Source organism: Micromonospora sp. PTRAS2 (assembly GCF_054052245.1).
Genome location: NZ_JBSWBU010000016.1, coordinates 80,910 through 107,794, shown reverse-complemented (window position 1 = coordinate 107,794; position 26,885 = coordinate 80,910). Strand labels below are relative to the sequence as shown.

At 73.9% G+C, this 26,885-nt stretch carries 14 protein-coding genes; 4 read left to right on the top strand and 10 right to left on the bottom strand.

Features of this window, described 5'->3' with window-relative positions; translation table 11 throughout:
* The 8 genes from ACVMYR_RS30065 to ACVMYR_RS30030 form a co-directional block, all read right to left on the bottom strand.
* A partial coding sequence (locus ACVMYR_RS30065; RefSeq protein WP_457123401.1) for an ABC transporter ATP-binding protein occupies positions 1–841 on the bottom strand: 841 nt, incomplete at its 3' end.
* An 83-nt stretch (positions 842–924) separates the two neighbouring features.
* The gene (locus ACVMYR_RS30060) at positions 925–1,992 is read right to left on the bottom strand and encodes an extracellular catalytic domain type 1 short-chain-length polyhydroxyalkanoate depolymerase (RefSeq protein WP_457123400.1); all 1,068 of its coding nucleotides are present in this window, start codon (positions 1,990–1,992) and stop codon (positions 925–927) included.
* A gap of 118 nt (positions 1,993–2,110) precedes the next feature.
* Positions 2,111–3,937, bottom strand: a complete 1,827-nt coding sequence (locus tag ACVMYR_RS30055) for a hypothetical protein (RefSeq protein ID WP_457123404.1) — start codon at positions 3,935–3,937, stop codon at positions 2,111–2,113.
* 105 nt (positions 3,938–4,042) lie between these two features.
* Positions 4,043–5,005 carry a sulfotransferase domain-containing protein gene (locus tag ACVMYR_RS30050; protein WP_077937635.1) on the bottom strand — a complete coding sequence of 321 codons (963 nt, stop codon included), beginning with the start codon at positions 5,003–5,005 and terminating at the stop codon, positions 4,043–4,045.
* A 26-nt stretch (positions 5,006–5,031) separates the two neighbouring features.
* On the bottom strand, positions 5,032–5,856 hold the full coding sequence (locus ACVMYR_RS30045; RefSeq protein WP_228987118.1) for an alpha/beta fold hydrolase: 825 nt from the start codon (positions 5,854–5,856) through the stop codon (positions 5,032–5,034).
* Between the two features lie 2 nt (positions 5,857–5,858).
* Positions 5,859–6,164 (bottom strand): acyl carrier protein, encoded by a 306-nt coding sequence (locus ACVMYR_RS30040; RefSeq protein WP_043963276.1) that lies wholly within the window; start codon positions 6,162–6,164, stop codon positions 5,859–5,861.
* Positions 6,165–6,244: 80 nt separating this feature from the next.
* Positions 6,245–11,206, bottom strand: coding sequence for a beta-ketoacyl synthase N-terminal-like domain-containing protein (locus tag ACVMYR_RS30035; protein ID WP_457123399.1), 4,962 nt, complete (start codon positions 11,204–11,206; stop codon positions 6,245–6,247).
* A gap of 52 nt (positions 11,207–11,258) precedes the next feature.
* Entirely contained in the window at positions 11,259–18,713 is a 7,455-nt protein-coding gene (locus ACVMYR_RS30030; protein ID WP_457123398.1) for an SDR family NAD(P)-dependent oxidoreductase, read from the bottom strand.
* 846 nt (positions 18,714–19,559) lie between these two features.
* Between ACVMYR_RS30030 and ACVMYR_RS30025 the strand changes: the two genes are divergently transcribed.
* Positions 19,560–20,483: a sulfite exporter TauE/SafE family protein gene (locus ACVMYR_RS30025; protein ID WP_077937639.1), complete on the top strand. Its 924-nt coding sequence runs from the start codon at positions 19,560–19,562 to the stop codon at positions 20,481–20,483.
* A gap of 178 nt (positions 20,484–20,661) precedes the next feature.
* Here ACVMYR_RS30025 and ACVMYR_RS30020 read toward each other — a convergent pair whose 3' ends face one another.
* Complete coding sequence (locus tag ACVMYR_RS30020) at positions 20,662–22,017, bottom strand: extracellular catalytic domain type 1 short-chain-length polyhydroxyalkanoate depolymerase (protein ID WP_457123397.1); 1,356 nt, start codon at positions 22,015–22,017, stop codon at positions 20,662–20,664.
* 224 nt (positions 22,018–22,241) lie between these two features.
* Here ACVMYR_RS30020 and nhaA point away from each other — a divergent pair, with 224 nt between their 5' ends.
* On the top strand, positions 22,242–23,555 hold the full coding sequence (gene nhaA / locus ACVMYR_RS30015) for a Na+/H+ antiporter NhaA (RefSeq protein ID WP_077937640.1): 1,314 nt from the start codon (positions 22,242–22,244) through the stop codon (positions 23,553–23,555).
* 22 nt (positions 23,556–23,577) lie between these two features.
* Here the strand turns inward: nhaA and ACVMYR_RS30010 are convergent, their stop codons facing one another.
* On the bottom strand, positions 23,578–24,126 hold the full coding sequence (locus tag ACVMYR_RS30010) for an STAS domain-containing protein (RefSeq protein WP_077937641.1): 549 nt from the start codon (positions 24,124–24,126) through the stop codon (positions 23,578–23,580).
* A 237-nt stretch (positions 24,127–24,363) separates the two neighbouring features.
* Here ACVMYR_RS30010 and ACVMYR_RS30005 point away from each other — a divergent pair, with 237 nt between their 5' ends.
* Together ACVMYR_RS30005 and ACVMYR_RS30000 are read left to right on the top strand one after the other, a co-directional pair.
* Positions 24,364–25,905: an ABC transporter substrate-binding protein gene (locus tag ACVMYR_RS30005; protein ID WP_457123396.1), complete on the top strand. Its 1,542-nt coding sequence runs from the start codon at positions 24,364–24,366 to the stop codon at positions 25,903–25,905.
* Positions 25,906–25,922: 17 nt separating this feature from the next.
* Positions 25,923–26,867: an ABC transporter permease gene (locus ACVMYR_RS30000; protein ID WP_457123395.1), complete on the top strand. Its 945-nt coding sequence runs from the start codon at positions 25,923–25,925 to the stop codon at positions 26,865–26,867.
* The last annotated feature ends 18 nt before the right edge of the window (positions 26,868–26,885 follow it).

Genomic DNA, 26,885 nt, shown 5'->3' with positions numbered 1-26,885 from the left:
GCCGCAGACCGGCCGGCACGGCGGGCGACGCGAGCCGCTCCGCCTTGCGTACGCCGTCCAGCTCGCCCAGCGCGGCGCACAGCGCCTCCGGGTCGTCGGCGGGGGCCGGGGTGAGCGTGAGGTCGAGCAGCGCGTCGCCGGCCAGGCCCCGGACCAGGTTGTCCGGGGTGTCGAGGGTGAGCAGCCGGCCGTGGTCGACGATGCCGACCCGGTCGACGGTCCGGGCCGCCTCGTTCATCGCGTGGGTGGTGAGCACGATCGCGACGCCGCGCTCGCGCAGTTGGCGGATCTGGCCCCAGATCAGCAGCCGGGTCTGCGGGTCGAGGGCGTTGGTCGGCTCGTCGAGGAAGAGCACCATCGGGTCGTGGGTGAGCGCCCGGGCGATCATCAGCCGCTGGGCCATCCCGCCGGAGTACGCCTCGATGCGCCGGTCGGCCCGCTCGGTGAGACCGAAGCGTTCCAGCAGCTCCCCGGCCCGGCTCTCGGCCTCCCGCCGGGGTAGCCCGTGGTAGGTCGCGTGGTAGACCAGGTTCTGCCGGGGGGTCAGGGCGCGGTCCAGGTTGTTGTGCTGGGGCACCACGGCCAGCTGGGCGCGGGCGGCCGCCGGATCGCGCCCGACGTCGACCCCGCCGACCAGGGCCCGGCCGCCGGTGGCCCGCAGCCGGGTGGTGAGGATGCCGACGGTGGTGGACTTGCCGGCGCCGTTGGGCCCGAACAGCCCGAAGATCTCGCCCGGCGCGACGGTGAACGACAGCCCGTCCACGGCGTTGGTGTCGCTGCGGGGGTAGCGCTTGACGAGGTCGGCGACCTCGACCACGGCCGGCCCGTCTCTGCTGGGCATCTGCTCTCCTGTCTGGGGGTGCGGGGTGCCGCCGTCCGCCGCCGGCACGAGGGGTGCCGGCGGCGGACGGCGCGGTGCGGCGGTCAGCCGCCGGCGGGCTTGGGGTGGGCGCTGAAGAACTGCCAGATGGTCTCGGTGGCGTTCAGCGCGGTGGAGGGCGGGTCGAGGTTGAGCAGCCGCTGCGCGCGGGGCGGGTTGGGCTTGCCGCCGGGCCACTGGTGGCCGGCGTCGGTGATGGTGATCAGCTCGACGCCGCGCCCCTCGGGGCAGGTCGCGGCGGTGCGCACGACCGGGCCGTCGGTGGTTTCCTTCGGCTCTCCGCAGTCGTCGACGGCGCGCCACCGGGCGGCCAGCTCGGGGGCGGGCGGGCCGTCGATCTTCACCGGGTTGCGGCCGGTGCCGCCGTTGTCGCGCCGGCCGGGACCGCCGCCGTAGGGCATGGTCTTGTCGAGCTTGCCCTGGATGTGCAGCACCGACACCGGCTTCGGGTCGGCGCACTGCCCGGTGAGCGTGGTCGCCACCGCGCCGACGGCGGCGAACACCGTGGTGTCGCAGACCAGCCGGAACGCGAGCAGCCCACCGTTGGAGATCCCGGAGACGTACGTGCGGGCGGGGTCGACCGGGACCGTCTCGCCGACGGTGCGGACCAGCTCCGTGATGAACTTGACGTCGTCGACGCCCTCGCGGGCGGGCGCGCCGCAGCACTCGGGCCCGACCGCCCAGGCGCGGTTGATGCCGTCGGGGAAGACGACCACGAAGCCCTTGCGGTCGGCCTCCTCCGTCCAGCCGTACGCCTCCTCGGCCTGTTCGCCGGTGCCGGCCGCGCCGTGCAGCATGACCACGAGCGGGACCGGGTCGGTCAGCTTCGCCGAGGCGGGCCGGTAGAGCCGGTAGGTGCGGTCCCGCCCGTCGACGGTCAGGGTGCGCTGGGAGGAGCCGACGGGCACGTCCGCCGCCGACGCGCCGTCGGAGGCCCGGCCGGCGCCCGGCCCGCCGTCGTCGGCCCCGCCGCCGCCCCGGGTGCAGCCGGCGAGCAGGGTCAGCCCGACGAGGAGCGCGAGCGCCCCGGCGAGTCGGGTGGCGGGGGAGGGCGACCGGCGTGACCGACCGCCGGGAGCCCCGACGGTAGGGCGAAAATCGGAAAAAGTCATCATATGAACACTTTCGCCCGCGAATGTTCGAGGAATGTCAGGAACGGGCCAGGGTTCGGCAAGGGCTGCCGGCCGCCGGCCCGGCGCAGGAGGGGACGCCGGGCCGGCGGCACGGAGATCAGCAGCCGGCCTTGAGCTTGATCAGCTCCCAACCGCCCTCGGGAACGTCGTCGTTCGGGTCGGTACGCAGGTTCATCGGGTTCGCCATACCCAGGTAGATGGTCGAACCGTCGACGACCATGTTGCGCACCCCGTAGTTCAGGTAGTTGCCCACCCCGGTGTCGCTGATCGTCGTCGCCGGCTTCTTCGTCGACGGGAACGCGTACAGGTCACCGCCGTACACCGCCTCGGGGATCTCGGCGGTGGCCCGCGCGCCGGCCGGCGCCGCCGCCACGGCCGGGGCCTTGGCCAGCACGTCACCCATCTGCGGCGACAGACCGAGCGCGGTGGCGGTCTGCTGGCCGAACTCCTTGGCCAGGTAGCTCCAGTCCATGGTGCCGACGTAGAGCTTGCCGCCGGCGACCGCCATCTTCCAGGTGTAGTTGTTGTACGGGTTGCCGAAGCCGGCGGGGCCGTACTTCGGGGTGTAGTTGGTCGACTTCGTCGTCCACGCCCCGACCCCGCCGTTGGCCTCCGGGTCGAACGCGGGCAGCTCGGTCGAGCCGTAGAGCAGGTCCACCTTCTGCTTCGACGAGCCGAAGCCCTTGCCCCGGTAGATGCTGACCGCCCGCTGGGTGTTCTGGGCCGTCGCGGTGAGCCCGGCCTCGTCCACCGGCGGGTAGATGCTCAGGTGCAGGCTGGTGGCCTTCATCGGCACGTGCATGGTGCCCCAGTACAGGTAGCCGCCGTAGGAGGCCAGGCCGCCCAGGCCGTAGCTGCGGGCGACCACCGCGTCCGGCTCGTAGCTGGCCACGTTCCACACCTGCTGCCAGGCGGCGTCGTCGTCCGGGGTGAGCCCCGGCGCGCCGTCGGAGAGCTTCGGGCTCATCCACACCGAGGCGATGCTCGCCGGCACCGGGGCCGGCGCGGCCTCGCCGCCGGAGAACTCGTTGTCCGAGCCCGGCCAGGTGGTGACGAAGATCCGGCCCTCGTGGACGGTCAGGTCGGCGGCCTGCGCCGGCAGGGTCGCCACCTGGGCGAAGTTGAACGGGTCGGTCTTGCTGCCCATCCACCGCAGCACGTGGCCGCGGTTGCCGCCGTTGTTGCCCACGCCCACGCCCGCGTACAGCGCGCCGTCGGCCACGGTGAAGTGCCGGATGTTGCCGTACGAGGTGAAGTTGTGCGAGCCCAGGTACGCACCGGTGTCGGTGTCGAAGGCGAAGAGGTTGATGCTCTCGCCCAGCGCCGGTCCGCCCAGCAGGGCCACGCCGCCGTAGTTGCCGGCGGCCCGGATGCCGACCGTGTTCTGCAGCCGGGTCGCGTCGTCGGGCGAGGCGGCCTTCACCAACTCGGTCTTCTCGGTGAGCTGGTTCGACTTGGTGTCGTACGTGTACAGCCGCGGGATGCGGTGGTCGCCCAGCTTGACCGGCAACTGGGGGTTGCGCTTGGCGATCTGGCTCTCGCCGTACTCGCAGACCCAGTCGGCGTTCTGCGTGGGCACGGTGTTCTCCAGCGTCCGACCGCTGGTGAGGCAGTTGACGTTCGCTCCGGTGCCGAAGAACAGCGTCCGGCCGGCGCGGGTCATCCCCCACAGGTACGCCTGGTTGACCTTCGCCTGCCCCGTCTCGCAGGGCGGGCCCGCCGGGTACGGCTGCCCGATCCCGGCGAAGCACTCGTCCGGCGGGGCCTTCGCGAGGAGCTGCGTGGTCGGCGGCTGGCCGCCGGCCGCCCCGGCGGCGTCGAGCGGCGCGGCGAGCGCCGCCGAGGGAACCGCCAGCACGGGCCCGAGCCCGAGCACGGCAACGGCGGCTAACAGCCGCCGAGTGGAGATCCGGAGTGGATTCACCAACTGCCTCTCTTTCCAGCAAAAAGGGTGGGACACCGGCGGCCGGGCCCGGCGGTCCGGGCCGCGGCGCGCAGGAGAACGGGGTGCGGTGTGGGGTGGGGCGGGTCAGGCGGCGGCGGGCGCGGGCTTGCGGGCCGGGGCGACGACCCGCCCGGCGACCCGCTCGGCCCACTGCGCGGCCTCGGGGAACTCCAGGTACTCGCCGAGCTGCGTCAGCTCGCCGACCGGGTCGGCGACCAGGTCCTCGTAGCGCATCCGCAGCAGGTGCTCCGGCGGCACGTCGGCCAGCGCCTGGTCGGCCTGGCTGGTCATGAACGCGCACAACCCGAGGTAGCGGCGCATGTCCTCGCCGCGCTCGCGCAGCGCCTCGGCGGTCAGCCGGTGCGGCAGGAACGGCTGGAGGTCCGCCGGCACGTCGTCGGCGTCGGTGACCCGGAACGGGTCCAGGCCGCAGCGGCCCAGGAACTCCACCCGGAGCTGGATGAGCTGGAACGACGAGTGCCGGCTCATCGACTTCGCCGTGTCCTCCCGGTTCCGGGTCAGATAGACGATCTTGCAGTCCGGGAAGCCCTTGAGCAGGTGCGGCGCCAGGTGGCTGGAGCCGCCGGAGCGCTCCACCCAGCGGGTCTTGCCGGTGAGCGTGGCCACCAGGTCCAGGAAGTCGCTGTGGTGGCGGGCCACCGACTGGGTGCCGAAGCTCGGGACCCGCTCGGCGAGCTGGTCGAACAGGGCGTCCGGGTCGTCGGTGAGCTTCGACAGGGTGATCGCCAGGATCCGGGGCAGCTCCGTCATCCGGTCGGCCCAGCGGCCCGTGGCCGGGTACCGGACCTCCTTGGGCGGCAGCCCGATCCGGAACAGCGTGGCCAGCTCCGGCTTGGGACTGGCCAGCACCGCCCAGTACTCCGCGCCGGTGATCACCTCGGCGCTGCGCGCCCACGGCGTCACCGACATGAAGAACTCCTGGGCCGACAGCGTGTCGGGCTCCTCGTGGATCAGGTCGGACAGCAGCGTCGAGCCGCAGCGTCCGTTGCTGATGATGATCGACCGACCCGTGATCGGGGTGTCCATCGGGATTCCTCCTGGAAGTCGCGCTGTCATGTGGTGACGGGTGGGGCCACGTCGAGCCCGCACTCCTCGCCCAGCCAGGCGAGGACGTGCCGGCGTACCGAGTCGGGCCGGTCGATCAGGACGGAGTGCTTCTCGTCGGGCAGGACGACGACGCGGGTCTGCGGCAGCAGCCCCTGTACGGCCGGGGCCAGCTCGCCCACCGCCGAGTCGCCGCCGTAGAGGCACAGCACCGGGCAGGCGATCGCGGCGAGCGCGTCTCCTGCCGGCAGCCGGCTGGCCGGCAGCTCCGCCGTCATGGTGGTCTCGGCGAGCATCCGGCCGGTGTCGGCGGCCCGGCGGGCGGCGATGCGCCCCCGGGCCGCGCCGATCTCGGCCAGCGCCCCCTCGCGGGGCAGCCGGGCGGCGACCCGCTCCAGCCGCATCCGCACCCGGCCCATCCACTCCGGCGTCGGCGGGGACGACTCCACGGCCACGATGCCGGCCACCCGGTCCGGGTGGCGCGCGGCGTAGCCGAAGGCGATCGTCCCGCCGAAGGAGTTGCCGAACAGCAGCAGCGGCCCCGTGACGTCCAGCTCGACCAGCAGCGCCGCCAGGTCGTCGACGAAGTCGTCGAGGGCGTACCCGGTGGCCGGGCGGTCGCTGCGGCCGTGGCCGCGCAGGTCGTACAGGACGGTCGGGAAGCCGGCCCGGGTCAGCGGCTCGGCCATGGTGAAGTACCAGCTCGCCATGGTGTCCGAGGCCATGCCGTGGATCAGCACCGCCGTCGGCGTCGGCCCGGTCCGGCCCGCGGGGGCCGGACCGGCGGGATCGAGCCGCTGCACGTGCAGCGTGATCCCGTTCGCCTTGACCATCGTCACCGGCTGCCCGCCGGGACCCCGTCGCCCTCCAGGGAGGTGGCGATGTGGTCGACGAGCTGACCGACCCGCAGCTCGCCCACCGTCTCCAGGTCGAGCTTCGCCACGAAGTGGGCGAAGTTGACGGTGTCGCCGTAGCGGGCCTGCAGCCGGCCGGCGAGCGAGACGACGTCGATGCTCTCCATGCCCAGGTCGTCGCGGAACGTGGTGTCCATGGTGATGACCTGGTCGGTCGCGAAGTCGCCCAGTACGGCGTTGATCATCTCGGTGAGGTCGGCGAGGATGCTGTCCTGGGCCGCGGCCATGATGGTTGCTCCTTCTACTGTTCCGGTGGGGTGACCTGCTGTCGGGGTGGGCCGGCCGGTCGGCCGGCCCGGTAGGTCGTTCACGGTCGGGACACCCCGGGCGGGGTGGCGGGGGCCGGCTCCGGGCCCCAGGTCCAGGCGACGACGTAGCGCCGGGGCGGCAGGTCCTCGGGGTTGTCGACCTCCCGGTAACCCACCCGGTAGGCGCGCCCGGCGACCTCGACGGTCAGCACGGCGTCGGCGGCCTCGCGCACCTGGAACATGCGCGGCTTGCCGTCCAGCCCCGTGCCCTCCGCCTTGCCGACGGCCTCCTTCGCCGCCCAGAACCGGGTGAACCACAGCCGGCGCGCGGCGGCGTCCCCGCCGGCCAGCGACGCCAGCAGCGCCGCCTCGCCGCCGGTGAGGGCGAAGCCGAACGTGCTGTCCGGGTGGTCGGTGACCTCGGCGACGTCGATGCCGACGCCCGGCGTCGTGGCCGGCGACCCGGCGGGACGCAACCGGGCCATCGCCACCCCGATGTCGCCGCAGTGCGCGAGCGAGACGTCGCAGTCGTCGAGGCCGCGGCCGGGCCGACCGCGCACCCACGGCCGCCCGTCGGGGTCGTTGCCGACGGTCAGCTCGATCGGGTAGATGTCGGTGTGGCCCTGCTCCCACAGCCGGGAGCGCACCGCGTCCTTGGCCGCGATCCGGCCGAGCAGCCACTGCTTGCGGGTCTTGGCCGGCTGCCGCTCGTACTCGGCGTTGGCCGCGCCGCCGAGGATGCCCCGGGCCGCCATGCCCAGGGTGACCAGGTCGGTCCAGCAGTCGAAGGCCATCGTCCAGCCCTCCGGCTGGAAGTGCGACATCGGGTACCGCTCGGGGAAGCGCTCCGCGACGCGGGCCTGCGGGTGGCTGTCGAACCGCCGGTCCACCGCCCCCTCGATCTGCGCCCACACCCGCCCCTGGTAGCTGAGCTGGGTGTCGGCGACGAGCTTCCCGTCGTCGATGGTCTGCACCCGGGCGACGCAGACGAACGCCCGGCCGGCCGGCGGGGGCGGCCCGAAGAACCGCACCCGGCCCAGCCCCACCGGCAGGGCCACCGTCCGGAACGGCTGCGTGGTGATCAGCCAGTTGCCGATGAGCTGCAACGCGTTGTCCAGCAGGGCGCCGGGCGGCACCGGGGCGGTGACGATGCCCCGCACGTGCATGTCGCCGAGCGCGTGCACCTCGGTCACGCCCTGGAACTGCGGGCCGTGGAACATCAGGCGCTCCGCGTACATCTCGGCGGCGCCGAGGGTGGGCGGGCGCTCGGTGGCCGGGTCGTGCGTCCAGACCTCCGGCGGGGCCGGGTACGCGGTGCCGACCTCGATCGTGGCCCGGGCGTAGCCGGCGAAGACGACCGAGTAGAGGTTCGGTCCGGCGGTCTTCACCACGATCTCGACGTCCGTGGCCGGCTCGGCGATCAGCCACCTGTTGAACTTGGCGTCGTGCACCTGGACCACCCGGGTGCCGGGCACCAGCTGCTCCACCGCGTCCATCATGTGCGCGACCAGCGCCGTCGCCGGCACCACCGGCCACCGGTCCTCCGGGTTCGGCCAGTCGTCCGGCTGCACGAAGAAGCAGTGGTCCAGCAGGTACGGCATGGTCTCCAGGGAGACCCGCAGGGTGATCCGGCCGATCTCGCCCGGATTGACGCCGGGGCGCGCGACCGGGGTCGGGGCCTTGAAGGCGGGCGTGCGGGGCGCGGCCGGCGTGGTGGCCGGCGCGACGGCGGGTCGCGGCGGCTGGGACCGGACCGGTCCGCCGGCCGGTGCCGGGCGGGCCGGGGCCAGGGTGCCGCCGGTGGCGGCCAGCACGCTGGCCGCGCTCTGCGCGGTGTCCTGGAGCAGGGCCGCGAACTCGGCCGCCGCGCTCGACTGCCCGGCGAGCCGGTTCACCGCGGTCATCGCGGCGCTGGCCTCCTTGGACAGCGCGGCGCTGGCCTGCTGCGCGGCGCCGGCCTGGGGTACGACCGGCTGCGGTGCCGCCGGGGCGGCGGCGCGGGCGGGCGTGGCCGCCGGTGCGCCGCTGCCCGTTGCGGGACGGGCGACCGGTGCCGCCGGGGCACCGGTGCCGGCGGCGCGGGCCGGCGCGGCGACCGGGCCTGCCGGCGTGCCGTTGCCGGCGGCCGGGCGTGGGCCCGTGCCGTTGCCCACCGTCGGCCGGGCGGCGGACGCCCCGTTGCCGGCGGGCCGCACCGGTGCCGGCGCGGCGGTGGCGCCCGGCATGGCGTCCAGCCCGAGCAGGCCGGCCGCGTCCGCGCCGAGGCGGACCAGGGGACCGCCGAGGTCGAGCTTCATCCGGGGACCACGCCGGCCGGTGGTGCTGCTGGCGGGCTTCGCCGGCGTGGTGCTCGCCGGGGCGGCCGGCGCGGGACGCGCCGGGGTCGTCAGGGCCCGCAGGTCCGGGGCGGCCCCCTCCACCCACAGCGCGGTGGCGACGCGGCGGAGCTGGTTCAGCCCGGTGCGGTGCGCCGTGTTCACCGGCATCGCGAGGTGGTCGCGCCCGCGCAGGTTGTCGCCGATGAGCGAGGCGAGCTGCCCCGCGCCGACCTGGAGGAAGACGCGGAACCCGTCGGCGTACATGGCCTCGACGGTCTGCCGGAACCAGACCGGCTCCATCATGTGCCGGACGAAGATGTGGTTGACCTGGTCCTCGTCGGCGGGGAACGGCGCGTGCAGGGTCGCCGACCACACCGGCATCCGGGTCGGGTGGACCTCCCACCGGCCCAGCGCCGCGCCGATCGAGGTCAGCCCCTCGGCGAACGCGGGGGTGTGGAACGCCGAGCGGAACGGCAGCTTCTGGCACAGGATGTTGCGGCCCCGCAGCGCCTCCACCAGGCGGTCCACCTGGGTCTCCGGCCCGTTCACCACCGACTGGGCCGGTGCGTTGTCGTGCGAGAGCACCACCCCGGGGAAGTCACCGAGCAGCGGGGTGACCTTGTCGGCGCCCGCGCCGACTGCCGCGAAGACGTACCCGGAGACCTCCACCGAGTCGGCGTTGAACAGCTCCAGGAACTCGTCCATCGCGGCGGTGCTGATCTGGCCGCTGACGGCGGCGGCGGTCCACTCGCCGATGCTGTGCCCGGAGACGGCGTCGGGGCGCACGTTGATGCGCTCCAGCGCCTCGTTGAACAGCTTGCCGACCTCGATCAGGCCGGCGCCGTGCCGGCCCAGGTCGGCGGCGGACCACTCCCGGTCGGGCAGCCCGAAGTGGGCGGCCAGGTCGGTGGTGCGCGGCGAGAAATCCGCCTCCAGGCCGGGGAAGACGAACGCGAGCTTGCCCGCCCCGTCGGCCAGCAGCGGCTGCGGGCTGAACCAGATGTCCCGCCCGCCCCGCCACGCCTGCCCCCGGGCCACCGTCTTGCGGGCCACGGCGAGCAGCTTGTCGGTGGGGTTGACGATGCCGAGGCGGGCCCGCCCCGGCGCGTCGCCGCCCGAGCGCGCGGCCAGGTCGGCGCCGAGGCGGCGTACCGTCTCGTCGTCGCGGTCCAGCAGCTCGGCGAGCCCGGCCGGGCTCGCCGCGGCCAGCCACAGCACCTGGTCGGCCTCGTCGACGGTGACCGCCCCGGAGCCGGCGGCCGGCGCGGTGAACCCGACCAGCGGCTCGCCGGCCGACGCGGGCGCCTGCTCGATGACCAGGTGGGCGTTGATCCCGCCGAAGCCGAACGCGTTGACCCCGGCCCGGCGCGGCCCGTCGCTCTCCCACGGCTGGGCGGTGGCGATCGGGGCGAACCGGGTCGCCGCCATCTCCGCCCGGGGGGACTCGCAGTGCAGGGTGGGCGGCAGCACGCCCCGGTGCACCGCCATCGCGGCCTTGATCAGGCCGGCGACGCCGGCGGCCGGCATGGTGTGCCCGATCATCGACTTGACCGACCCGATGACCGGGCGGGGGCCGCCGGCGTACGGGCCGAACACCTGGGCCACGGTGGTCAGCTCGGCGGCGTCCCCGGTCGGGGTGCCGGTGCCGTGCGCCTCCAGCAGCCCCAGCGCGTCCGGGGCGGTCGGGTCGAGCCCGGCGGCCTCCCAGGCCCGCCTGATGGCCAGCACCTGCCCGGAGACCGCCGGGTTGAACATGCTGGCGGACTTGCCGTCGCTGGAGACCCCGCTGCCCCGGATCACCGCGTAGATCCGGTCGCCGTCGCGGACCGCGTCGGCGTACCGCTTGAGCACCACCACGCCGGTGCCCTCGCCGATCAGCAGCCCGTCGGCGGCGGCGTCGAACGGCCGGATCTCGCCCTGCCGCGACAACGCCCGGAGCTGGTTGAACACCGACCAGAAGCTGATGTCGTGCACGTGGTGCACGCCGCCGGCGAGCACCGCGTCGAGCCGGCCGTTGAGCAGCTCCGTGATGCCCTGGTCCACGGCGATCAGCGAGGAGGCGCAGGCCGCGTCGATGGTGTACGCGGGGCCGCGCAGGTTGAGCCGGTTGGCCACCCGGGAGGCGGCCAGGTTCGGCACCAGGCCGATGGTCCCCTCCGGCTGGTACGGGCCGAGCCGCTCGTCGAACTTCTTGCGCAGCAGCTCCAGCCGGGCCGGGTCGACGTCCGGGATCAGCTCCCGCAGGATCCCGATGACCTGGCTGGACATCCGTACCCGCTGGGCGTAGCGGGCCTGGGCGGGGCTGAGGATGCCGCCCCGGCCCAGGATGACGCCGACGCGCTCGCCGTCGGGCAGCTTGTCGGTGCCGCCCGCGTCGTCGATCGCGGCGGCGGCCACCTCCAGCGTGATCAGCTGGTCCGGCTCGATGTCGCCGATGGAGGCGGGCATCACCCCGAACCGCAGCGGCTCGAACGTGGCGTACTCGTCGACGAAGCCGCCGCGCTTGCAGTACATCCGGTCCGGCCGGTGCGCCTGCTCCGGGTCGTAGAACTCCTCGTCCCACCGGTGTGGCGGCACGTCGGTGATCGCGTCGACCCCGTTGATCAGGTTGCGCCAGTAGCTCTCCAGGTCACCGGCGGAGGGCATCAGGGCGGCCATCCCGACGATCGCGATCTGGCCGGGCGCGGGTGCGCCGTTGCTCATCGGTTCCTCCGTCGTGCGGTGTGGGCGGGGGCGTTGCGGGGCATCGGCGCGCTCACCAGCCCGAGGCGGTGTAGACGACCGAGGTGACCGCCGCGTCGGCCCAGGCCAGCTCGCGCAGCAGGGCCAGCGCGCCCTCCTCCGGGTCGATCAGGCCGATGCCGCGCCGGGCGTACTCCCGGCTCAGCTCGGCGGTGACCATGCCGCCGTGGCCGGCGCCGGGCGCCCACGGGCCCCAGTGGACGGTCACGGTGCGCACCCCGGTCCGGGCCGCGTAGCGGGTGCCGATCGTGTCCAGGGCGTCGTTGGCGGCCGCGTAGTCGGACTGTCCCCGGTTGCCGTAGGCGGCGGCGATGCTGCCGAAGAAGACCACGAAGCGCGGCTTGGCGGGCAGCTCGTCCAGGGCGGTCAGCAGCCCGCGCGCCCCGTCGACCTTCGTGTCGAAGACCCGGGTGAACGACGCCGGGTCCTTCTCGGCGATCAGCTTGTCCTCGATGATCCCGGCGGCGTACACCAGGCCGTCGAGGCGGCCGTGCTCGGCGTGGATGCGGCCCAGCAGGTGCCGGGTCGCCGCCGTGTCGCGGACGTCGAGGGTGTGGTAGCGGACCTCGCCGCCGAGCTCGGTCAGCTCGGCGATGGTCGCGTTGACCTCCCGGGCGGCCAGGATGCGCTGGGCGGTGCGGTCGATCTCGGCGGGGTTGCGCAGACCCTGCCGGGCCAGCGCCGCGACCAGGGCCTGCTTGTCGCCGGCCGCGGCCAGCGCCGGGTCCTCCGGGCCCTGCGGCAGCGGGGTACGGCCGACCAGCTCGATGCGGCACCGGCTGGCCGAGGCGAGCGTCCGGGCGAACCACGGGGTGATGCCGCGCGCCCCGCCGATCAGGACGATCACCGAGTCCGGCTCCAGGCCGATCGCGGCGGCCTCGGCCACCCCGTCGCCGGCCGGGCCGGCCCCGCCGGCGGCCAGCGCGCCCAGCTCCACCGGCACCAGGTCGGCGACGTAGCGGTCGTCGCCCCGGAGGTATACCACCGGTGCTTCGCTGCTGGTGAGCACCTCGTTGAGCAGCTGCCGGGCGAGCACGTCCGCCGCGGCGGCCGGGTCCACCTCGACGAAGCGGGCGGTCAGCTGCGGGTACTCGCGGGCGATGGTGCGGAACAGGCCGGGCATGCCGTCGGCGGCCCCGGCGGCGTCGCGGGCCCCGGCGGCCAGCAGCCAGCGCGGGCCGGTCGCGAGCGCCCGCTGCAGCAGCGGGAACACGTCGGGCAGCAGCGGCTCGTCGAGGTTGGTGAGCCCGTCGAGGACGAGCACCCCGTCGAAGCCCTCGCCGGCCTGCTGGCTGTCGAGCACGCCGAGCTGGCCGCTGGCGCCGTACTCGCCGAGCAGCTCCGCCAGGTACGCCGCGATCGCGCCGCCGCCGGTGATCAGGAACCGGGTGCCGGCGAGCACGGTGGCCGGGTCGCCGACCGGCTCGGTGCGGACGCTCTCCTGCGCCACCAGCCGCTTCGGGGCGATCCCGACGCCGACCCCGGCGTCGGCCGGCTCCGGCGCGGCCGGGGCCACGGCGGGGGCGGCCTGGACGGGGGCGGGCGGGGCGGCGATGCTCGCGGTGGCGGTCAGGGTCGCCGTCGCGGTGACCGCGCCGTTGAGCTTCTCGTCGAGCCAGGTGACCATGGCGCGGACGGTGCGGGCCTTGACGAGGTCTTCCAGCTCGCTCTCGTCGCCTTCGACGGCGAGTTCGAGGCGTTGGGCGACTTCGCCGGCGACCTCGGCGCGCTTGATGGAGTCGATGGAGAGGTCGGCTTCGAGGTCGAGGTCGAGTTCGATGAGGTCGACGGGGTAGCCGGTGCGCTCGCTGATGACGCTCAGGATCGCCTGCTGGAAGTCGGCCGTGGTGACGCCGACCGGCGTGCCGGCGGGCGGGACGACGACCGGCGCGGCCATCGGGGCGGCGGCGGGCGCGGAGCCCATCTTGTCGTCGAGCCAGGTGACCATGGCGCGGACGGTGCGGGCCTTGACGAGGTCCTCCAGCTCGCTCTCGTCGCCTTCGACGGCGAGTTCGAGGCGTTGGGCGACTTCGCCGGCGACCTCGGCGCGCTTGATGGAGTCGATGGAGAGGTCGGCTTCGAGGTCGAGGTCGAGTTCGATGAGGTCGACGGGGTAGCCGGTGCGCTCGCTGATCACCGCGAGGATGGCGTTCTGGAAGTCGGCGACGCTCGGCCCGGTGGCCACCGGCACCGCGGCCGGAACCGGAGCGGGAGCGGGGGCCGGCGCGGGGATGATGGGCCCGACGGCGGGCGAGACCGGGACGACGGCCGGGGCCACCGGTCGCGCCGGCGCGATGGTCGTGGCCAGGGCCGACCCGCCGTTGGTCGCCAGCGCCACGGTCGGCACGGGGGCCGCCGTGGGCGCGGTCGCCGGGGGCCGCGGGGCGGCGGGCACGGGGGTCGCGGCCGGCGGGGCGACGGCGGGCGCCGCCGACGCCTGCGGCAGCGCGGCCGGCGTGTGGCCCTCGACCCGGTACGCCTCGGCGGGCTGCCAGACGAGCCGGCCGCCGCTGCCCGAGCCGCCGCTGCCGGGGTCGCCGAGGAAGGCGAGCATCACGTCGCGCTGGGAGGCGATCATGTCCCGGGTGGCGCGCAGGTACTCGTTGAGCAGCTCGCCACGGATGTCCTGGCCGCCGGCGTCGGGGCCGGTGCCGGTGGGGGTACCGGTGACGGCACCGTTCGCTGGGGTCATCGACAACTCCTTGATCCGTCGGGGAGGGGTCATGCCACCGGGAAGACAGTTGCCGTGCTGGTCCCGGACGAGCAGCCCGTCGACCGTCCAGATCGGACGACGGGTCGGTGCGGTGGCGGGCGCGTCGGCGGCGACCCGGCCGTGGAAGAGCCAGTCGGGGCGCACCGGCACGCCGGCGCAGGCGAGCTCCCCGACCGAGATCAGGAAGCCGCGCAGCCCCTCCTCGGGCCCGCGCTCGCAGGCGACCGCCCGGTGCGGCCGGTCGCCGAGCACGGCCTTGACCAGGCGGGTGAGCACCTGGCCGGGGCCCACCTCGACGAACACGCGGGCGCCGGCGGCGTACATCGCCTCGACCTGCTCGACGAAGCGGACCGGGGCGCCGATCTGCTCGGCGAGGTGGTGGCGCACCTGGTCGGCGTCGCCGGAGTAGCGCGCGGCGGTCAGGTTGGACCAGACCGGGATGCGCGGCTCGGCGATCCGGTGGGCGGCGAGCACGTCGGCGAAGGTCTCCACCGCGCCGGCCACCACCGGGCTGTGGAAGGCGCAGGCGACCGAGAGGGCCTTGGCCGACAGCCCGGCCTCCTTGAGCGCGACCACCGCCGACTGCACCTTCGCGGTCGGCCCGGAGACCACCACCTGCGTCGGGGAGTTGCGGTTGGCCAGCACGACCTCGCTGGTCAGCCCGGCGCTGGCGAGGACACCGGCGACGTCGTCGGCGGAGGCGTTGACGGCCGCCATGGTGCCCGGGTCCTCCCCGGCGGCGCCCAGGATCGACGCTGCCCGTTCCCGGCTCAGCGCCATGAGCGTGGGCGCGTCGAAGGCGCCGGCCACGCAGAGCCCGACCAGCTCGCCGTAGCTGTGGCCGGCGGTCATGTCCGGGCGTACGCCGAGGCGGCGCAGCAGGTGGTCGACGGCGAGCCCGCCGATGCCCAGCACGGGCTGGGCGACCCGGGTGTCGCGGACCCGCTCCTCCTGCTCGCGCCGCGACGACTGGTCGAAGGCGGCGGCGGGGAAGAGCAGCTCGGCCGCGTCGCGGTCGAGTTCGAGATAGTGCCGCAGCTCCGGGAAGGCGACGAAGATCTCCGCGAGGGCGCCGGGGCGCTGGCTGCCCTGCCCGGGGAAGAGGAACGCGACCTGGCCCGGCCCGACCGGCTCGACCTCGTCCGGCTGCACCAGGCCCCGCGCCGGGTCGTGCTCGCCGGCCAGCGCCCGGTGCAGCAGCGTCTCCAGCTCGGTCAGGTCCCGGGCGACGATCGCCACCCGGGTGGGGCCGGAGCGGCCGGCGGACTTCGCGGCCACCGAGGCGGCCAGCTCGGCGAGGCGTCCCGGGCGGTCCCGCCCGGCATCGCCGGCGAGGCCGTCGAGCAGCTGCCGGACCGACTGGTGGGCCGCGGCCCGGTCGAGGCCCCGGAAGCAGAACAGCTCCGCCGGCCAGATCCGTCGGCCGTGCCGGGGCTCCGGGGCTCCGGCGTGGGCGCTGAGCACGACGTGGAAGTTGGTGCCGCCGAAGCCGAAGGCGCTCACCCCGGCGATCCGCTCCTCGGCGGGGGCCGGCCAGGGGCGGGCCTCGGTGTAGAAGGCGAACGGGCTCTGCTGCGGGTGCCAGGCCGGGTTGGGACGCTTCAGGTGGATCGTCGGCGGCCGGACGCCGTGGTACAGCGACAGGGCCGCCTTGATCACGCCGGCCAGCCCGGCGGCGCACTTGGTGTGCCCGATCTGCGACTTCACCGACCCGAGCGCGCAGCCGCCCGGCTCCGCGCCGGCATCGACGAACATCCGGGTGAGGGTCTCCAGCTCGGTGCGGTCGCCGACGACGGTGCCGGTGCCGTGCGCCTCCACCAGGCCGACGTCGCGCGGGGAGACGCCGCTGCGGCGGTACGCGCGGTCCAGCGCCCGCCGCTGGCCGTCGGGGCGGGGGGCGGTCAGGCCGAGGGCACGGCCGTCGCTGGCCCCGCCGAGTCCCTTGATCACGCCGTAGATCCGGTCGCCGTCGCGCTCGGCGTCGGCCAGCCGCTTGAGGACGACGCAGGCCACGCCCTCGCCGAGGGCGATGCCGTCGCCGGTGCTGTCGAAGGGCCGCGACCGGCCGGTCGGGGACAGCGCGTGCGCCGAGGTGAACATCAGGTAGTCGTTGACGCCGTTGTGCAGGTCGGCGCCGCCGCAGATCATCATGTCGCTGTCGCCGCTGACCAGTTCCTTGCAGGCAGCGTCCATGGCGGCCAGCGAGGAGGCGCAGGCGGCGTCGATGGTGTAGTTCGGCCCGCCCAGGTCGAGGCGGTTGGCGACCCGACCGGCGATGACGTTGGCCAGCACGCCGGGGAAGCTGTCCTCGGTGACCGTGGGCAGCAGGTCCTGCATCTCGTCGGGCACCTCGCCGAGGTACGCCGGCAGCATGGTGCGCAGGGTCTGCGCGTGGCCCATGTCGCTGCCGGCCTCCGCGCCGAAGACGACGCCGGTGCGGGAGTGGTCGACCCCGGCGGCGTCGTGCGGGTAGCCGGCGTCGAGCAGGGCCCGGTGCGAGACCTCCAGGGCGAGCAGCTGGGTCGGGTCGATGCTGCCCAGCGCCGTCGGGGGGATGCCGTAGCCGATGGCGTCGAAGGGCACCGGCTCGATGAAACCGCCCCACTTGGAGACGCTGATCCGGCCGGTCTGGCCCGGCCCGACCTCCGGGGCGTAGTAGAGGTCGGTGTCCCAGCGCTCGGCGGGGACCTCGGTGACCGCGTCGGCGCCGGTGAGCACGGTGCGCCAGAAGCTGTCCAGGTCGGGGGAGCCGGGCAGCATGCAGGCCATCCCGACGATGGCGATGTCCAGCGGCGCGGGGCGCTCCTCGATCTCGGCGGGCGGGGCGAACCGGGCGCGCAGCGCGTCGAGCCGGGCGGCGTGCAGGTCGCGGGCCTCGGAGCTGACGGCGTCGTGCAGGCCCGCCACGGTGGTGGCGGCGTCGCGCAGCACGGCGACCTGCCCGGCCATGAACAGCCCCTCGGCGGCCTGGACGCCCTCGTCCACCGTCTCGATGGTCTCGCCGTTGCGCTTGAGGCCCTTGCTGGCGATCCGCAGCCGGCCGACGTTGAGCAGTTCGAGCTGCTCCCACACCTCGCGGTTCTCCGCGCCGGCCTGCTCCAGCTGGGCGCGCAGCGCGTGGAAGTCGTCGACGAACGGGGTGTGCAGGCAGCGCGTGACGTGGCCCGGCGCGGTCTCCAGCAGGGCGGTCCGCTCGGCGGTGAGCGCCTCCCGCTGGAACAGCGGCTGGACCGCGCCGTGCTCCACCGCCTCGGCGGTGAACAGGTACGCGGTGCCCATGAGCACGCCGATGCGGGCCCCCCGGCGCGCCAGCGGCGCGGCCATCGCGGCGACCATCGCCGCCGAGCGGGCGTCGTGGACGCCACCGGCGAAGAGGACCTGGAGCTGCGCGGCGGCACCCGGTTCGCCGTCGAGGTACTCCTCGAGCACCAGCAGCTGCGCCTCCCACAGCGGGAAGCTGAACCGGGGGCCGATGTGCCCGCCGCACTCGGCGCCCTCGAAGATGAACTTCCTCGCCCCGGAGCGCAGGAACTGCCGCAGCAGGCCGGGGGAGGGCACGTGCAGGAACGTGCTGATCCCCTGCTCCTCCAGCGCCTTGGCCTGCGGCGGCCGCCCGCCCGCGATGATCGCGAAGCCGGGGCGGATCTCCTGGATGACCGCCAGCTGCGCGGCGCGCAACTCCTCGGGGGCGAAGCCGAGCACGCCGACCCCCCAGGGTCGGTCGCCGAGCCGCGCGGCGGTCTCGGTGAGCATCCGGCGGCACTGCTCCGCGGAGTTCAGGGCGAGCGCGATGAAGGGCAGGGCGCCGCCGTCGGCGACCGCGGCGGCGAAGCCCGCCTCGTCGCTGACCCGGGTCATCGGGCCCTGGGCGACGGGCACCCGCACCCCGAGCGCCTCGGCCAGCGGGGCGCCGGGCAGCAGCAGCGTGCCCGCCTCGGGGTCGTCGGCGGCGTCGAGCATGATGGCCCGCATGGCCCGCACCGCGCTGGCGGTGTCGGCCCAGCGGTCGGCGAAGACGGCGGCGAGCCAGCCGTCCTGACCGATGGGCAGCAGCTCCGACCGCACGTCGTGCTGGCCGCCCCGGCGCATCCCCCGGGCCCCGTCGGCGAGCACCGTCTCCGAGCCGTCCATGCGCCGGATCGCGGCCTTGACGTCGGCCGGCAGTTCGGACTCGGGCATCAGGGCGAGCTGGGTGTCCAGGACGATGCCGGCGGCCCCGCCGACGAGGCAGGCCCCGGCGGTGCGCGGCCCGATGCCGCCGGCCACCCAGACCGGCAGGTCGACGGTGTCGTCGGCGACGAGCCGCTGAAGCAGGACGAAGGAGCTGAGGTCGCTGACCCGGCCCCCGCCCTCCAGGCCCCGGGCGATCAGCCCGTGTGCCCCGCCCGCCGCGGCGGCGCGGGCCTCCTCCCGGCTCGTGACCTCCACGATCACCCGGTACCTCGGGGTGATCTCGGCCAGGGACCAGGGGCTGTCGGAGGTGACCACCACCAGGTCGACCCGCCCGCGTGCGGCGTGGTCGACCTCGTCCGGTGTGGCCAGGCAGCCGGCCGGCACCCGGACGCCGATCGGCCCGGGGGACCAGGAGGCGGCCTGGGTCAGCGCGCGCAGCGACCAGTCGTCGCCGCCGGCCAGGTCGAGCACGCCCAGCCCGCCGCCGGCGCAGGCGGCGGCGGTGATCCGTGGGCCGGGCTCCAGTGCGCCGGCAGGGTTGACAACCATGATCAGGTCGCGCGTGTGCGGTGCAGTACTCATCAGGCTCCCACTTCGGTCGCGAGAAGATCGCGGGGCGACGGGCTGGACCGGCCGGCCGTACCACCGGCGCTCGGGCCCTAATTTGCAGCAGTCAATGTCGCGCTCGGTCATAACGTAGCGTCGCCCAGTTACGGCCCGGTTAAATCTGACCAACCTGATCGGGGAGGTGAAGATTTCCTACTAAGGCGGCGGGATTTGCCGCCGAGGTGGCCAGGCAAAATGGCCGCGAGGCGGGGCGGCGGGGGGCGCGAACGGTGCCTCCCGCCGCCGTGCGGCGATTGTCGAGTTCATTACGAAATTGTTTTACGTGCTCCGAGCATTCCCTGGCTGTGGGTGATTTTAGTCGTTCTGTCTCACGATGTGGAACGGGTCTTGCCAGGGGTTGCGCGCTGCCTCAACGATCCCTGTCAATGTCGTCATCGCTATTACCCATCGATTAAGTTCGACATTCACCGAAAGTGAGGTGAGCTTCGCCGGGCGATCAGCGAACGCCCTGGTGGGTGACCTGTTGTGACCCGCGTCACCCTGACTGCGGTAACCGACGCGGACCGCATCGAGTGTGGTCGGCCACAGGAGGCGAGTTCAGCGACGGCCTTGCCGGCGGTCGCGCTGGACGAGCCGATACCGCGACCGGGCGGCGGCACCACAGCTCCGCTTAACGAGCGTTTTACCCAATCTGTCGGAATGATTAGCGCGGAGTTGCCCGTCAATGGGGCAGCCGCCGTCGCCTACGACAATCCCTGTACCTGCACAGACTCGGCTCGCCGGGACGGTGCGGTCCGCCTCGACCGTCGTCACCGCCCGGCACTGCCAGACCCCCTTTTGTCTTTCGGATCGGCGGTTATTGTGCGTAAACTCCTTCTCCTCGCCCTTGTGGGACTCGGTGCGCAACTGGTAGACGGCAGCCTCGGCATGGCCTACGGCGTGACGTCGACAACACTGCTCCTCGCCATCAACACCAGCGCCGCGAGCGCTTCCGCAACTGTTCACCTGGCCGAGATCGGCACCACCCTCGTCTCCGGCGCCGCGCACTGGCGCTTCGGCAACGTCGACTGGACGGTGGTCCGCAGGGTCGGCGTGCCGGGGGCCCTCGGCGCCTTCGCCGGCGCCACGTTCCTGTCCAGCCTCTCCACCGCGACCGCGGCCCCGATCATGTCGCTGATCCTGCTCACCCTCGGGGTGTACGTGCTGGTCCGGTTCACCGTCTCCGGGCTGCCCCGCGACCGGGTCGGGCTGCCCCTGCGCAAGCGCTTCCTCGGCCCGCTGGGCCTCGTGGCCGGCTTCGTCGACGCCACCGGCGGCGGCGGTTGGGGCCCGGTCGGGACCCCCGCCATCCTGGCCAGCGGACGGATGGAGCCGCGCCGTGTGATCGGTTCCATCGACACCAGCGAGTTCCTGGTGGCGATCGCCGCCAGCGCCGGGTTTCTGGTCGGGATCGGCTCGGAGAACATCAACTTCGGCTGGGTGGGCGCGCTGCTGCTCGGTGGCATGATCGCCGCGCCGATCGCCGCCTGGCTGGTGCGGATGGTGCCACCGCGGGTCCTCGGCTCCGCCGTCGGCGGTGTCATCATCCTCACCAACGTCCGGACCCTGCTGCTCAGCGACTGGATCGACGCCCCCACCGGCGTCCGGTACGCCAGCTATCTCGTCATCGTGGCCGCCTGGGCGGCGGCGGTGGCCTGGTCGGTGCGCCAGCACCTGGCGGACCGGACCGTCGAGCCGGTCGTGGCCGGGGACGGCCCCGGGGAGCCCGCCACCGCGACGAGCTGACCACCCACCGGGCCTGCCGCAGCCGGCGGGGCGGGCCGGTGTGGGTCGCCGGCACGGGGAGTCGTACCCGGACCCCCGTGCCGGCGACCGGCGTTGCGGGATCGTGACGAGGGCGCGCACCGGCAGCGGCGCGCGCCCTCGCAGGCGGTGGTGGCGCAGTGCCCGCCACCGGGTGAGATCAGGAGACCGAGCAGGCCACCCCGTTGAGGGTGAACGAGGCCGGCTTGGCGGTGTTGCCGGTGTGGTTGGCCTGGAAGCCGATGCTGACCGACGTGTTCGGCGCGATCGCGCCGTTGTACGAGACGTTACGGGCGGTCACCGCGCCGCTGGTGGGGGAGTAGGTGGCGTTCCAGCCGCTGGTGATGGTCTGCCCGCCCGGCAGCGTGAACGCCAGGCTCCAGCCGTTGACCGTCGCGCCGCTGGTGTTGGTGATCGTGACGGCGGCGGTCAGGCCGGTGTTCCAGGCGTTGACGGCGTACCCGACGGCGCAGCCCCCGCCGGCCGGCGGGGTGGTCGGCGGCGGAGTCGTGGGCGGCGGGGTGGTCGGCGGCGGGGTGGTGGGCGGCGGCGTCGTCGGCGGGGCCGTGGTGGGCGGCGGCGTGGTGGGCGGGGTGGCGCTGTCCAGGCCGAAGAACCGGATGGCCTGGGCGGCGTCGACGGGCAGGTTGTGCGAGACCCCGGCCATGCTGATCGCCTCGACCGGCGCCATGGTGCCGCTGCCGCCGTAGCGGGTGCGGGTGTAGCCGGACTGCGGAGTGTCGGTGTAGGTCGGGGTCTGGCTCAGCCCGTGCACGTTCGTCCACTGCTTGACCTCTTCGCCGAAGTTCGGGTAGCGGAGGGTCTCGTCGTTCGTGCCGTGCCACAGCTGCATCCGGGGCCGCTTGCCCGTGTAGCCCGGGTAGGCGTTGCGGACCAGGTCGCCCCACTGCTGGGCCGTCTTGGTGATCTGCCCGTTGGCGCACTCGCTGTTCCACTCCGAGCCGTTCGTGGTGGCGAAGCAGCCGAACGGGACCCCGGCGAAGGCCGCACCTGCGGCGAACACGTCGGGGTAGAGCCCGAGCAGGACGTTGGTCATCATCGCGCCGGAGGAGACGCCGGTGGCGAAGATCCGGTCGGCGTCGACGGGGTACCGCGCCCGGACGTAGTCGATCATCGACTTGATGCCCACCGGGTCGCTGCCGCCGTCACGGCGCAGCGCCTGCGGGGAGGAGACGTCGAAGCACTGGCTGCTGCGGGTCACCGACGGGTAGATGACGATGTAGCCGTACTGGTTGGCCAACTCGTCGAACTGGGCGCCGTTGAAGAACGCCGGGCCGGTGCCGGTGCAGTAGTGGACGGCGACCAGCAGGCCCGGCCGGGGCGCGACCCGGTCCGGCACGTACAGGTACATGCGCAGGTTGCTGGGGTTCGCGCCGAAGTTGGTGACCTCGGTCAGCGCCGCCGCCGAGGCGGGCGCGGGCATCGTGACGGCCGCCAGCGCGGCCACCGCGGCGGCCACCAGGGCGGCGCCCAGCAGCTTCATCCTTGATCTCATGGGGCAGGTTCCTCCGGAGAGTGCCGATGGGGCGAGGTTCCGATCGGGGCTGCCCGGCGCCCGATCATGTCCGGCTCAGGAACGTCCATCAGTATGTATAGATGTCGTGAGGGTGGCAACCAGCGGAAGTTTCGAGGGCCGCAAGCGGCTAGGGTAGGGCTTCGGTGTGCCGGGAAGTCTGGTCGGCGACGAGACGATGCTGCCCTGCCGACGAGGAGTTCCCCGTGACCGACGCCCCCCGGCGCCGCGCCAGCCTGTTCGCCCGACGCTCCTGGGGCGAGACCAGCCGCATCTTCGGCATCCTGCGCAAGGAGACCGTGGGCGGGGCGCTCCTGCTGGTCGGCGCGGTGCTGGCCCTGATCTGGTCCAACTCCCCCTGGGCCGACGGATACCAGGCGCTGCGGGATCTCCGGGTGGGCCCGGCGGCGCTGCACCTGGACCTCAGCCTGGCCACCTGGGCCGCCGACGGCCTGCTGGCGATCTTCTTCTTCGTCGCCGGGCTGGAGCTCAAGCGCGAATTCGTCGCCGGGGACCTGCGGGACCCGCGCCGCGCGGCGGTGCCGGTGGCCGCCGCCGTGGGCGGCGTGCTCGTGCCCGCCCTCCTCTACGTCCTCATCGCCGGCGGTGACGCCGCGCAGGGCTGGGCGATCCCCACCGCGACCGACATCGCCTTCGCCCTGGCCGTGCTCGCCGTCGTCGGCCGCTTCCTGCCCTCCGCGCTGCGCACCTTCCTGCTCACCCTCGCGGTGGTCGACGACCTGCTCGCCATCGTGATCATCGCCGTCTTCTACACCTCCGACCTGGCCGTCGGGCCGCTGCTGGGCGCGCTGGTCCCGCTGGCGGTCTTCGGGCTGCTGGTGCAGCGCCGGGTCCGGTCCTGGTGGCTGCTGCTGCCGCTGGCCGTCGTGACCTGGGTGCTGATGCATGCCTCCGGGGTGCACGCCACCGTCGCCGGCGTGCTGCTGGCGTTCACCGTCCCGGTGGTCCGCAGCCGGGCCGCGGGCGGCCCGGACGCCGGGCCCGGCCTGGCCGAGCACTTCGAGCACCGGTTCCGGCCCGTCTCCGCCGGGGTCGCGGTGCCGGTCTTCGCGTTCCTGTCCGCCGGTGTCACCGTCGGCGGCCTCACCGGCCTCGCCACCGCCCTGACCGACCGGGTCGCCGTCGGGATCGTCGTCGGCCTGGTGCTCGGCAAGCCGATCGGCATCATGGCGGCGACCTGGCTGGTGTCCCGGTTCACCCGCGCCGACCTCGACGAGGGGCTGAACTGGCTCGACGTGTTCGGCCTGGCGCTGCTGGGCGGCATCGGGTTCACCGTCTCCCTGCTCATCGGCGAACTCGCCTTCGGCCTGGGCAGCGAGCGCGACGACCACGTCAAGGTCGCCGTGCTCACCGGGTCCGTGCTCGCCGCCGGCCTGGCCAGCGTCATCCTGCGCGCCCGCAGCCGGGCCTACCGACGGGTGCACGCGGCCGAGACCGTCGACCGCGACCGCGACGGGGTGCCCGACGTCTACCAGGCGCAGCCCGACCGGTCGGCCTGAGCCGACCCCGCTCCGCGCCCCGTCACCGGGCCGGCGCGGGTTCGGCCGCCGTCAGGGCGGCGCCGGCCGCCGCCAGAGCCTCCTGCTGGTCGGCGAAGGTCGGGAAGAGCCCGTCGAGCCGCATGGTGTGCAGGACGGTGCGGACGAAGCGGGACGGGGCGGCGAGACACAGGACGACGCCCCGCTGCCGGGCCTCCTGGTGGGCCCGCACCAGCAGCCCCAGCCCGGCCGGGTCGATCTGGTCCACGCCGTGCAGGTCCACCACGGCCCGCCCGTCGAACTCGACCGCGTCGCGCAGGGCGGCGCGCAGCCGGTCCTCGCCGTGGCCGGGCGCCTCGTCGCAACCGTCGACCTGGTCGAGCCCGAGGAGTTGACCCGGCGCCGGTCCGGCGATGCTGCACGGCGGGCACCGGTGGGGGCCGACGGCGAACGGCGAGCCGCTCCAGCCGTGCTCGGACACCAGCGTCCAGACGACCTCGGCGTCGGGCAGCACGCACGCGTTGCCGGTGGTCGTGTCGCCGCAGTCGTCGCAGATCAGCGTCATCAGGCGATCGTCCGGTACGACCGTCATCCGGCCTCCTCTCCTCGGCGGCGGCAGCCCCCACCCTGGTACGCGGGTTTGGAGGGCACCTCCCGGTTCCATGACGGTTGTGTGACGAAACCGCTCTCACCTGGACCGGTGCCGTCGTGGCCGCGCCCGGCGGCGGGCCGGGACGGCGGCGGAGGTTTCGCCTTCGGGACGCTGCGGGCAAGGAGGGCAGGAGGCGGGATCACTCCCGCGCTTCGGTGACGGAGGGGGACCGGGTCCATGACCAGATCCAGGATGGTCGGTGCCGTGCTCGCGATCGCGCTCGCCGGCGCCGCCGGCTGCGGCGCCGGCGACAGCGTCGACGTGGACGGGGCCGGCGACACCGGCGGCAAGGGCTCCGGCGGCACGCTGAACGCCGCCATCGGCGGGGAACCGGACCAGCTCGACCCCCACCGGACCTCCGCCTACTACAGCTTCCAGGTGCTGGAGAACGTCTACGACACCCTCGTCGAGCCGGGCCCCGACCTGCGGATGGGCCCCTCGCTGGCGACGAAGTGGACCACCAGCGCCGACCAGCTCACCTGGACCTTCACCCTCCGCGAGGGCGTGCGCTTCTCCGACGGGTCGCCGCTGACCTCCGAGGACGTCGTCTACTCCTACGAGCGGATCATCTCCGAGAAGCTGAACCAGTCGTACCGGTTCGAGACCGTGAAGTCCGTGACCGCCCCCGACCCGACCACCGTGGTCGTCGCGCTCACCAAGCCCACCCCGAACCTGCTGGCCAGCCTCGGCGGGTTCAAGGGCGTCGCGATCGTCGACAAGGCCAACGTGGAGTCCGGGGCGATCAAGACCAAGCCGGTGGGCAGCGGGCCGTTCGCCGTCGCCGGCTACACCTCCGGCGACAGCATCCAGCTCACCCGCAACGACAACTACTGGGGCGCGAAGCCGAAGCTCGACGGGGTCCGGTTCACCTTCGTCAAGGACCCCACGGTCGCCCTGCAGAACCTGCGCGGCGGCGAGGTCCAGTGGACCGACAACCTGCCGCCCCAGCAGGTCGCGGCGCTGAAGGAGAACGGCGGCGACGTGACCGTCGAGTCGCGGTCGTCGACCGACTACTGGTACCTCGCCCTCAACGAGGGCCGCAAGCCGTACGACGACGTGAACGTGCGCCGCGCGATCGCGTTCGCCCTGGACCGGGACGCGATCGCGAAGGCGGCCAAGTTCGGCCAGGCCACGGTCAACCAGACCGCGATCCCGAAGGGCAGCTCCTGGCACTTCGAGTACGCGCCGTACCGGCACGACCCCGCGCAGGCCCGGCAACTGCTCGGCCAGGCCGGCGTCAGCGGGCTGACCCTCGACCTGATGGTGACCACCGAGTACCCCGAGACGGTCAGCGCGGCCCAGGTCATCGCCGCCCAGCTCTCCGACGTCGGGATCACCGTGAAGATCCGCACCCTCGACTTCGCCCAGTGGCTCGACGAGCAGGGCAAGGGCGCCTTCGACGCGTTCCTGCTCGGCTGGCTCGGCAACATCGACCCGGACGAGTTCTACTACGCCCAGCACCGCACCGGCGCGACGTTCAACTTCCACAAGTACAGCAACCCCACCGTCGACAAGCTCCTCGACGCCGGCCGCACCGAGACCGACCCGGCGGCCCGCAAGCGGACGTACGACCAGGCGGCGAAGCAGATCGTCGACGACGCCAGCTACGTCTACCTCTACAACCCCGACGTGGTGCAGGGCTGGTCGAAGCAGGTGACCGGATACCAGGTCCGCTCCGACCGGGCCATCCGGTTCCGCGACGTCGGCCTCGACAGGTGAGCTGACGGGGGCCCGCCATGACACGCTTCGTCCTGCGCCGGCTGCTCCAGTCGGCCGTCGTCCTGCTCGGGGTGACGCTTGTCGTCTTCCTGCTGCTCCAGCTCGTCCCCGGCGACCCCGTCCGGGTCGCCCTCGGCACCCGCTTCGACCAGCAGACCTACGACGCGCTGCGGGAACGTTCCGGCCTCGACCGGCCGCTGGTCGCGCAGTACGTCAGCTACGTCAGCCACGCGCTCACCGGTGACCTCGGGGTGAGCTTCCGCAGCGGCCAGCCGGTCACCACGATCGTGCTGGAGCGGTTGCCGGCGACGCTGTCGCTGGCGGTGACCGCCGTGCTGCTCGCCCTGCTCGTGGCGTTCCCGCTGGGCGTGCTCTCCGCCGTGCGCAGCGGCTCGGCCCTCGACCACGCCGCCCGGGTGTTCAGCCAGTTCGGCGTGTCGGTGCCCGACTTCTGGATGGGCATCATGGGCATCCTGCTCTTCGCCGGGGTGCTCGGCTGGCTGCCGCCGTCGGGCTACGTGGCCCTCACCGAGGACCCGGCGCGGTGGGCGTCGCACGTGATCCTGCCGGCGACGGCCGTGGGGCTGGTCACCGCCTCGATCCTCACCCGGTTCATCCGCTCCTCCGTGCTGGAGGTGCTCTCCGAGGACTACGTGCGCACCGCCGAGGCCAAGGGCCTGCGCGCCCGGGTCGTGGTCGTCCGGCACGTGCTGCGCAACGCGCTGATCCCCGTGGTCACCGTCGTGGCGGTGCAGTTGGCCAGCCTCGTCGGCGGGGTGATCGTGATCGAGGTGCTGTTCGCCTGGCCGGGGGTCGGCCGGCTCACCTACGACGCCGTCCAGGCCCGCGACTACCCGGTGCTGCAGGGCGCGGTGCTCTTCGTCGCCGCCCTGTTCCTGCTGATGAACCTGCTGGTGGACGTCCTCTACGCCCGCCTCGACCCGCGGATCGGGCTGCGGTGAGCGGCGGAGAGGACCGGG